Source organism: uncultured Cetobacterium sp., from assembly GCF_947038635.1.
Taxonomy (GTDB): Bacteria; Fusobacteriota; Fusobacteriia; order Fusobacteriales; family Fusobacteriaceae; genus Cetobacterium_A.
Window position 1 is genome coordinate 19660 of the sequence record NZ_CAMQXC010000019.1, and the last position, 9723, is coordinate 29382.

Consider the following 9723-nt stretch of genomic DNA (forward strand, 5'->3'; position numbering starts at 1 on the left):
TTTTTGATATTAAAGTTCTTTCTTAGTAATATCCTCATATGTTGAAGAGTCTCTAAGTCTAACTCCAACTACATCTCTTTTTTTCATATTCTTCATAGTTAAAGTTACTTCATCAGTTTTCCCAATTCCAATTCTACCTTTTTCCACAGACTCATGACTTTCATTTCCACTCATAACATCTATGTTATACCAAATACCTCTTTTAAGAGTATTGTTTTTAACTTTAAAAGATACTACTGCTTGTCCCTCTTTATTTTCAGTAACTTTTAAATTAGTTATCTCTAACTTTGGCTTAAAATCTCCAACATATCCAATAACTTCCATATTTACATTAAGTCCTATACTTGCTGCAGCTGCAACAGTTTTGCCATCATCTCTTGTTATGTCTGGCACAGGAACTGATTTAAAATTTAAAAACGTTGAGTATTCTCCCTCGGGAGTTCCTTTTGGAGCTTTTATATATACTTTTAAAGTACTTTGACTTTTTGGTTTAATCGTTATTATTTTAGGGCTGTATTCTACCCATTTATCCATATGACCACCATAAGCCCCTGTTCCAGGAAGTGCAGTTACTTTAAATCTCTGTGTTTTTAGGCTGTTATTATACATGATAAACTCTTGATACCCTCCACCAGCATCTATTCGCTTTTCGAAAAACGTTGGTGCAATATGAAATGAAAATGTTGTGAAAAAAATTAGTAAAAATGTTGAAATAAGTAAATAAATCCTTCTCATTTTAGTTCCCCTTTATTTTTTATTTTTTTTAGGTAATAAAAAAACACTTAGCTTTTGTAATATAAAATTACAAAAGTTAAGTGCAACTGGCTGCCATTTTAAATAAGGCCCTATAGCTTTGCGTCCTTTAGTTTCCTAAAGTTTGCCATATTGAAGTTTATTGTATCTTTTTTATTGTTCTTTTTCAATTAGAAATTTTTTAAATTTTTTTTAAAAAAACTTCTATAATATAAAAAAAACATTAATTTTAGTTGTATTCTATCTTTAATAGAACACAGTCATAGATTCCCTAAAGTATACAAAATAAATTTTATCTTTCCTTTTTTTTGAAAAAAAGGATTGGAATAAAAAAACAGTAAATACTGTTACAATATTTATTTTTTATATGCTTTTTTATTTTATTATTAAGGGGGAAATAATCATGTATATTAATAGTAAACATCTACAAATTTTAAAAGTCATACAAAATAATCAAGTTTCGAATCTAAAAGATATTAGTGATATCTTTTTACTTTCCCAACAACACACTAAAATTCATCTTGAGGATATTTATTGTGAACTTTTTTTAGAACCATCGGGGGATTTAAAAATTGAAGATGCCATTGAAAAAATTAAAACCTTTCCTAATGCTAGAAATATTTTAAAAAATCTTCAACAATTTACAAAAAATCAAAAGATATTTTATCTTATCTTTAGATTAATCAAAGATCGACACATAAAACTTTCTCATGTTTGTGAAGATTTAGATCTTACTAAACGAAATTTAAATAACTATCTCAACGAAGTCTCTTCAATTCTTTTGCCTTATAAACTTAAAATTAAAGTTAGTAATAAAGGTTTAGTTTTAAATGGTACATCCTACTCTTTAAAAAGATTTACGTATCTTCTTGTCTTTAAATTTCTTATAGAGAAAGATTTTTTACCAACTCAAGTTAGAAACGAACTAGTAAACTTTATAAAAATCAATAACTTTCATGAAGTTAGAAAAGATATTATTAAGTTTATTCAAATTGTTAATTGTAATTTTATTGATTATACTGAAATCTCATTTTTTTGCTTCTATTTATTTTTCAAAGCCAAACCCAAGGAAAAAAAAATATCTGATATATCATCTAAAGAGATTCTTAAATATAAACCAAGCTATTATGATAATGAATTCTTTTATAAAATTTTTGATTTTTTAAAAAATAGTAGTTTTAAAGATACTTCGGCTATAAATCTACATGATCTTTTTAATATAATTGATATATTTAAATACTCTAGAAATCGTTTTGAAAAACATATCTACTATAAAGCTAATGATATTAGGGATATTTTTGCGAAATATATGGGGCCCCATATTTATGAAAATCCTAACTTCTTCAATACAGTTATCCCTTGGATTAACTACAGTTATATAAAATCTTTATTTTATATAGATGATTCTAAATTTTTAAATCTAAATCTCAACTATTTTTCTAACTCTAATATATATGAGATGACAAAAGAGATAAATTATATTTTGCCAAGATTTACACTTTATGAAAGTATTTTTATCTGGTACTCTTTCTCTAAACCAATTTTTAAAGAGTTAAATAATATTTTTGTTTTTAAAAATTTACCAGTTACTATTATCCCAACTCTTATTGAAGAAATCTATAAAAAACATAATATAAAAATATCAGATTATGTGCATCTTAGAAGTTTTAGTGAATATTCAAAAAAAAATACTATTCACAATATTGTTTTAGTTGAAAACTTTTCAATACATAATACAGATATCCCCATTAAAAATTTATATTTTCCAATTCCTAATTATAAAAGAATAACTCCAACGTAAAAAAAAGGATTAAATCCAATTGTGGGATTTAATCCTTTTTTACTATTTAATATTCATATTTTTTAAAATAAAAAATTTCAAATCAAGTAGATTAGATTCTAATGGAAATCTATTTATTCTATATACAGGTGTTTCAAGAACTTCATTTATATTTCCACTTGTTATTATAAGATCATAATCTTTTTCACATCCAAATATCTCAAATATATGTGATGATACCTTATCAATCTCTTCAAATCCAAACATTGAATTTAATTTATTTAAAATAATATTTTTAACACTGTCTATCTCATCTGAAATAAATAATATTTTCATATTATTAAAATAAGAATAATTTTTCAAAAGTAAATTACTATAAATAATATAAAATATACTTTGAACATCTTTTTTCATTAATGCTGTATCTCTAATTTTTTCAGAAAACTCTTTATAAAAATTTGTATCGCATATTTTTTCTGGAATTGGAAGTCGTTCTTTTACTTCGCTAATTTCTAAAAGAAGGTTTTCCATTAAGTCCTCACCATTATCTAAATCAAGCTCAGCGATTACATCCTTTAATACATCTTTTATCTCTGTCATTTTATCTTTTTTATTATTTCTTTTTTTATTTTCACCAACAACCTTTTTTATAAATTCTTCACCTAGTTCACAAAGAATAAACTCTGTGATCTCCTCTGTATTATATCTTTTAACTTTTTTCTCTAACTTATGTCTTGTATTTATAGCTGACAATTTACAAAATACTTTATTGTAATAATTTATGTTATAGTTATTCCCAAGTACCTCTTTAACTCTACTTTTTAAAATATCTGGTGCTATATCTCCTACTATTTTTCCTACAATATCTTTTATTAAATTAGGTAGATTTATAAACTGTTTCTCTATTATCTCATAAATTTCTTTTTCTAAAACCTCTACTATAACTTCCTCGTCACCAACTACTTTTATACCTTTTGATGGTAACTCTTTTATTTCAATACAATTTTTTAAAAGTTCATCTTTAATTACCATCAAATCTTTTTTCAATGTGGTTCTAGAGGTGTTAAGGTACTCCGCTTCCTTTGTCAAATTAATAATCTCTTTTGAAAAAAGTTTTAACTTTAAATATCTTTTTCTATTCTCTGCAAACATTCCACTAAAATCATTAATTATTTTATTTATCTCATTATTTTTTAAATTTACACTTAAAACTCCCTTTTCACACTTTTTTATTGTATCTAATTTATACATCTTTAGAATATAGTTTATATTGTCTATATCATATCTTATTGTTCTTGTGTGGACATTAAAATTTTCTGAAAGTTTCTTTAAAGTGAATTCATTTGTTTCATTTAAAACAGATAATATATTTATGCATCTTTCATTGATTACCATTTGATATCCTCCCCCAATAATGATTTATATAGGTATTGTATCTTTTTTTTTATAATCAGTCTTTATGAAATTTAATTTATTTTTTTTCTATTTTTTTTCACTATGAAATTTATTTTTAAAAACTTAATATTTTTTTCATACTATTTGAAATATTTCATATCTTTATATCCTGATTCCACATTCACATCTTCCAAAACTCCTTCTTCATTTATTAAAAACGTTGTCGGAATATTTATTACACCAAATTGATTATAAAGATCTTTTCCTTCAGTATCATAGTATGGTGTAAATGTATATCCATTTTTCTCCATATATTCTTTAACTTTCTCTCTATCGTCACTCTTGTATGGTCCAAATACAACTATAAATTCAATATTACTACCTTTATATTTTTCTACATATTCAGGTCCTAAAATCTCCTTTTCTTTTATACAATCTGGGCACCATGTTGTTGTAAAATTTAAAAATACTTTTTTTCCTTTTAATTTATCCAAGCTTATAGTTTTTTTACCATCTAAAGATGTCACTTCAAAATTATCAACTTTTTCACCTATTAAATATGTTAATTTTTGTTCTCTTGGATCTCTTTCATTGGAAAATGATATGCTAAAAACCGCTAATATCATTAATATTATTCTAACTATTTTTTTCATTTTCTCCCTCCTGTGTCTTTTCTTGAGCTAGCTCCTCGGTTTTATTTTCTTTTTCTTCTGACTCATTATTAACAAGTTCATCCTCTTCTTCATCCAAAATTTCATCTTCTACTATTACAATATTTTTTACTAAGAAATTATTATCCTCATAGTAATCTCCCTCTCTACCTGTTTTTACATTTATTTTTATTTCTTGTTTATCAAATTCACCTTTATAACGTTTACTAGAAGGTGCTAATTCAACTATATAATTTCCAGGTAATATATTTTCAAAGAAATAGTACCCATCTATTTCTGGCTGTGTTCTTCCAACTTCTTCATTATCTCTTTTTAAAATTACATCTAATCCAGCTAATACCCCGTTGTACTCTCTTTCATCTGAAGTCTCGTTATTTTCAACAACTCCAGTAATCATTGAAACAGGAACCAATGGTATATCTACTTTAACTCCTGATGAAATAGCTCCTTTGAATTTCATTTTTTCTTTTCCTTGGATTAACATTGGATCAATTGTTTCCTTATTTACCTCTATTGTATGTATATCCTTATTACTTATGTTACCTATAATATATTTTCCATTTTCTTTTGCAACTCCGCTTCCTCCTGAAGCTATAACTTCCGCACCTTCATAGATATCTTCATTTTCATCCATTATTCCATTAGAGTTTTCATCTACAAAGACTTTTCCTTCTACCCATCCATCTGTTACATTATTATTATTTATTCTTAATAATGGATTTCCTAAGTAGAATGATTTTTCTATTCTTCCACCAACTTTTGTTTTATTATCCTCTCTTCTTATATCTGGGAATTCAACATAAACATCTCCATCAAAAATATATGTAAATCTTATTTCAAAAAATGTTCCTTTATCTCTTGAATGTCCTACTTCAAATGCTGCGTCAACATTTCTAAAAATACCTTTCTCTGTAGGAGCCTTTGCAATTCCAAATTTTATTTCATCCTCTACCATTTCATTTTCTTCATAATTTACTCTTCCTTCCAATACAGCAACAATTCCTTCCATTCCAGAATATGTTATTTTTCCTTGAGTTCCATAACCTTGAACCTTTGTTGGATCATCATTTGGAGTTGAATACCTATAGTATTCATTAGATAAACTAACTCTTACATTTCTGCTCAATGTATAATCTAAACTTAAGTATATTTGATGTAGGTCATCCGCTTCATAGCTATTTCTAAAATAACCTATACTTCCAGACATTCTTCTAAATCCTTTACTTAAATCCACATTATATGAATAATCTTTTTTCAATCTTTCTGCTGTTTTATCTCTATATTTTTCATATCTCATAGTTAAATTAGTATTAAATGGTAATTTCTGCTCTCCTGTTCCTTTAAAATTTAACTCTTTAGAGTTAAAATCTTCAAGTAATGTCCCTGATACTAAAGTTGGATACTCTTCTAATCCAAATCTATAAGCTGCTCCTGCTTCTAATACATCATATTTATTACCCTCTCTATTTTCTAAAAAAGATAGTCCTGTTACCATTGTTAAATTTTTTGTCAATCCATATTTAAACTCTCCTAAATATTGAGGTTTTTTATCGTCTTTTCCCTCTCCTAATTGTAATACGAAATCAGTTTCTCCTTTATTCAATATATTTTGATTTCCTAATACATAGATTTCTTTTGTTTCTTCTCTTCCATCTCTATAATAGATTTTTAAAGTATACTTATCTGTTGATGATAGATTTACAACGTCAAATCTAAAATTATTTCCAGTTATCATCTGAAAATCATCTAAACTTCCATTTCTATACAATTCAACTAAATTAGCATTGTATGCTTCACCCTCTATTATAGTTCTATTATCTACTCTTACACCATAATATTCATTTTTAGAAAAACTTACTCCTCTCATACTTCTTTCACTGTCAAATATAGAGTCACTTTCTAAATAAAAATCTCCAAAAGTTAAATAATAACTTCCAAAAACCTCTCTATACTGTAACCTTATATATTCTAAGCTACTTTCTGGGTATATTTTTTGAGATATTTGAAACTCTCCATAAAAAAGTTCTGTTCCGTAGTCTATATCAATTGCATATTCATTATTTTCAATATCAGAATTTGTATATGATAATTTTAATATCCCTGGAGCTATCATAGATTTTTCTTTTTTTATATAATCCCCATTGGCTTCTAATTCAGCTTCTTTTTTAGCCATTGCTAGAAGAGATCTTTGATGGTTTAATTCTCCTTGATACTCTTTTGGAGTTTTAAACTCTGGATATAGATTTAAAATATATCTTTCATTATCCCAACTTGAATCAGAAATATAAAAATATTTTTTAAAATCATCTAACTTTACAAAAATATCATCCTCTGTCTCAACAGATGATTCTTTCGGTATCTTTATATCAATCTCTTTCTCTCTATCTAACTTACCTTTGATTCTCATTCTTTTTCTATCAAATTTAATATCATCCATTCTAGCAAAATCTATAAACTCTCCAATTCCAATGTATATGTCCTCTGTTTCTTCATCCATTAAAACTCTATAGAACTCATTTCTTTGTCCCTTCATTTCTAACTCTATATATGCTTCTTCAGGAGTTGCTGAAAAAATTGTACTTTTTAATATACAGTAAATTAAAATCATTTTTTCTAATCTCTTCATTTTCCCTCCCCCACTATATTTTTACCACTTAGAGTTGTCGCAAACTGCAATTATTTTTACCTCTTTCTCCTTCACTCCAATAGATGTATCCTTTGCAGCGCTTCCTTTTACCTCAACTTTCTCTACAGTTTTATCTTTTTCTTTTTTTACAATTACATTTAAATATGGTACAACCTTAACATTTATTTTCATGTTTTTACTTTTTGATTTTGGTTTGGAAAAATATTCGTTAAACTCATTTTCAGCTGTAAAATCTTTTCCTAAACTTAAATTAGAAAAACCTATACTCAGAATTGCTATGATAAATAACTGTTTTTTTTTCATAGTTCCCCTTCCTTTATCTTCTTATTACAACTTTTTTATTGGGATTTTTATTTTCAATGGAATAATCAAGATACTCATAAAAAGCTTTTACTCTTACGCTTTCTTTATATTCACCAGATTTTACAATTGGAACAGTGGAAAATAATCTTCCTTGAATTCGTATTTTTTCTTTTGTTTTTTCCTTTGTAGGAATATATCCTAAAACTCTTAATACTTCTCCATTTTGAGTTACTTCACTCGTAAAACTGCTCTTATCTTTACTTTCTAGTTTCACAATAAGTTGGCCATCTGCCATAGTTATTTGATTTGGATATTCAAAATACATCTTTGTATTTCCCACGTCTTTTTTATCAATATCTAAATCTATTGTTATCTCTGGATTTTTCTTACTACTAATCCCTCCGCTAGGAACCCTTGGGTTTATCGTTCCAAAATCCATCTCACCTTTTACACTCATATCTATTTTTCCTATCTTTCTAAAATCTACTGCTATATTTCCAACTAAAACTTCATTTTTTCCAGGTTCATTTAAATACTCAACTCTCCCTAAAATTATTTGGTCATTCACTGAACTTATTTTTGATTTATAGATAAAATCTACTCTCATTGTTTCATTATTAATGATGTAAACATTATTTTCATTTTTATCTCCATTTACTCTTAAAATCTCAATATTTTTATCTGGAGTTATCTTTATTCTGAAATCTTTTTTATGACTAAATACTCTTGCATCAAGAGACCCTCGATAACTAGCTCCTCTTTTCTCTAAATTATATATTTGTCCACTTATCTCTGAAGAGAATATGTACTTTGATATTATTAAAAATATTACTATTAATACTTTTTTCATCTTCACCACCCTCTATATGAAAACGGGCATAGTATTTCACTATGCCCTTATATTTTTCTTTTTACCAAGCTGATGTATCGTAAGCTGCTACTAAAGTAGCTGTAGCTGTATAAGTTACTCCTGGCTCTAATAGGTTTATACCAGGTTTTGGAACCTTAACGTTTACTGATCCTTGAGCTTTACCAGTAGTTGCATCTAAAACAACTGATCCTGTTTTGTGAGTTATTGTTCCTGCAAACTTATGGATTAACTCACTACCTTTTTTAAACTTTAATGATCCATTATCTTTAAATCCTAATTTAACAGTTTGTCCTTTTTCTCCCTCTACTGTATGGTGATTAATTTTGTCTATATTTATATCTTTATCTCCACACCATAATCCTAAATCAATATCACTAACTGTAAGTTTTAATTGCTCAGGAACTTTAACTTTAACTTTAAAATCTTTGTTAACACTACATGGATTTGTAAAACAGAATGCTGGGTCTGCTTCTGCAGATGCTGGTTCATTTGCTAATAACGATACTGATCCTAAAATAAATAACACTGATAATAACTTTTTCATTCTTAATACCTCCACTGTTTATTTTTTATATACTCAAGTTATTTTGAGTCAACATTATAGCGGTAGTTCTCTACTACCAAGTTTTAAACCACTTTTATCCTTAAAATTTACCCTTATATATTTACTTCCTTTAGGTATATTAACCAGATCTGATTCTATCTTTGTTTTTGGTTCCCTTGTTGTAATACCAAGTTTAACCTCCTCCTTAGATAGTCTCTTTTTACCACCGTCTAAATACTCTATATCTCCAACAACTGCTAACCCACTATTTCCTCTTAAATCAAAGTTAGCTACTAATTTTCTATTTCCATTAACATCTTTTTTTACTTCACTTCCTGTTAACTGAGCTCCAATTTTTCTTTCACCTTTCAATCCATAAGCTGCAACATGAATCTCTGTTAAAAGTTCAAACTCTACCGCAACTTCTTGTCCTGTTTCACCTTTAACCTCTTTAGTATCATCTTTTGGCTTTCCTGGAAGCTCTCTAAATATTAATTTTGTTTTATATTCTCCCTCAGGTAACTCTTTGGCTCCTCTAACTGCAAATCTTACACTTCTACTTCCATTAGGTTTCAATGTTAAATTTTTAGGATAGATTTTCATCATCTCTCCCATATCATATTTTTCCCATCCTTCATCTTTCTCAACTGAAATTTCTACTCTCATAGGCTCCATAGTATTATTCGTTACCATAATCTCATGAGTTTCATTTTTATCTAATGATGTATAAAATCCAGTTGGAGCTATTCCTATATTAAA

9 protein-coding genes and 1 riboswitch are annotated in these 9723 nt (G+C 27.0%); of the genes, 1 reads left to right on the forward strand and 8 read right to left on the reverse strand.

Annotated elements, in window-relative coordinates:
• Window positions 1–9: 9 nt before the first annotated feature.
• Window positions 10–735: a hypothetical protein gene (locus Q0V08_RS03625; protein ID WP_297432164.1), complete on the reverse strand. Its 726-nt coding sequence runs from the start codon at window positions 733–735 to the stop codon at window positions 10–12.
• Between the two features lie 78 nt (window positions 736–813).
• Window positions 814–892: riboswitch (cyclic di-GMP riboswitch) on the reverse strand.
• A 264-nt stretch (window positions 893–1156) separates the two neighbouring features.
• On the opposite strand from Q0V08_RS03625, the gene Q0V08_RS03630 reads away from it, so the two are divergent.
• Window positions 1157–2554: a hypothetical protein gene (locus Q0V08_RS03630; RefSeq protein ID WP_297432166.1), complete on the forward strand. Its 1398-nt coding sequence runs from the start codon at window positions 1157–1159 to the stop codon at window positions 2552–2554.
• Between the two features lie 42 nt (window positions 2555–2596).
• On the opposite strand, the gene Q0V08_RS03635 is transcribed toward Q0V08_RS03630, so the two are convergent.
• From Q0V08_RS03635 to Q0V08_RS03665, 7 genes are all read right to left on the reverse strand, one after another.
• A complete protein-coding gene (locus tag Q0V08_RS03635) occupies window positions 2597–3928 on the reverse strand; it encodes an HTH domain-containing protein (protein WP_297432167.1) in 1332 nt (443 codons plus the stop codon).
• Between the two features lie 140 nt (window positions 3929–4068).
• Window positions 4069–4581, reverse strand: coding sequence for a TlpA disulfide reductase family protein (locus Q0V08_RS03640; RefSeq protein ID WP_297432169.1), 513 nt, complete (start codon window positions 4579–4581; stop codon window positions 4069–4071).
• Window positions 4565–7225 carry a hypothetical protein gene (locus Q0V08_RS03645; RefSeq protein WP_297432170.1) on the reverse strand — a complete coding sequence of 887 codons (2661 nt, stop codon included), beginning with the start codon at window positions 7223–7225 and terminating at the stop codon, window positions 4565–4567. Before Q0V08_RS03645 ends, Q0V08_RS03640 begins: the two co-directional genes overlap by 17 nt.
• Window positions 7226–7246: 21 nt before the next feature.
• Window positions 7247–7549, reverse strand: a complete 303-nt coding sequence (locus Q0V08_RS03650; protein ID WP_297432172.1) for a hypothetical protein — start codon at window positions 7547–7549, stop codon at window positions 7247–7249.
• A 13-nt stretch (window positions 7550–7562) separates the two neighbouring features.
• Window positions 7563–8399: a hypothetical protein gene (locus Q0V08_RS03655; protein WP_297432174.1), complete on the reverse strand. Its 837-nt coding sequence runs from the start codon at window positions 8397–8399 to the stop codon at window positions 7563–7565.
• A gap of 61 nt (window positions 8400–8460) precedes the next feature.
• The gene (locus tag Q0V08_RS03660) at window positions 8461–8964 is read right to left on the reverse strand and encodes a hypothetical protein (RefSeq protein ID WP_297432176.1); all 504 of its coding nucleotides are present in this window, start codon (window positions 8962–8964) and stop codon (window positions 8461–8463) included.
• Window positions 8965–9018: 54 nt separating this feature from the next.
• A partial coding sequence (locus tag Q0V08_RS03665) for a fimbria/pilus periplasmic chaperone (RefSeq protein ID WP_297432178.1) occupies window positions 9019–9723 on the reverse strand: 705 nt, incomplete at its 5' end.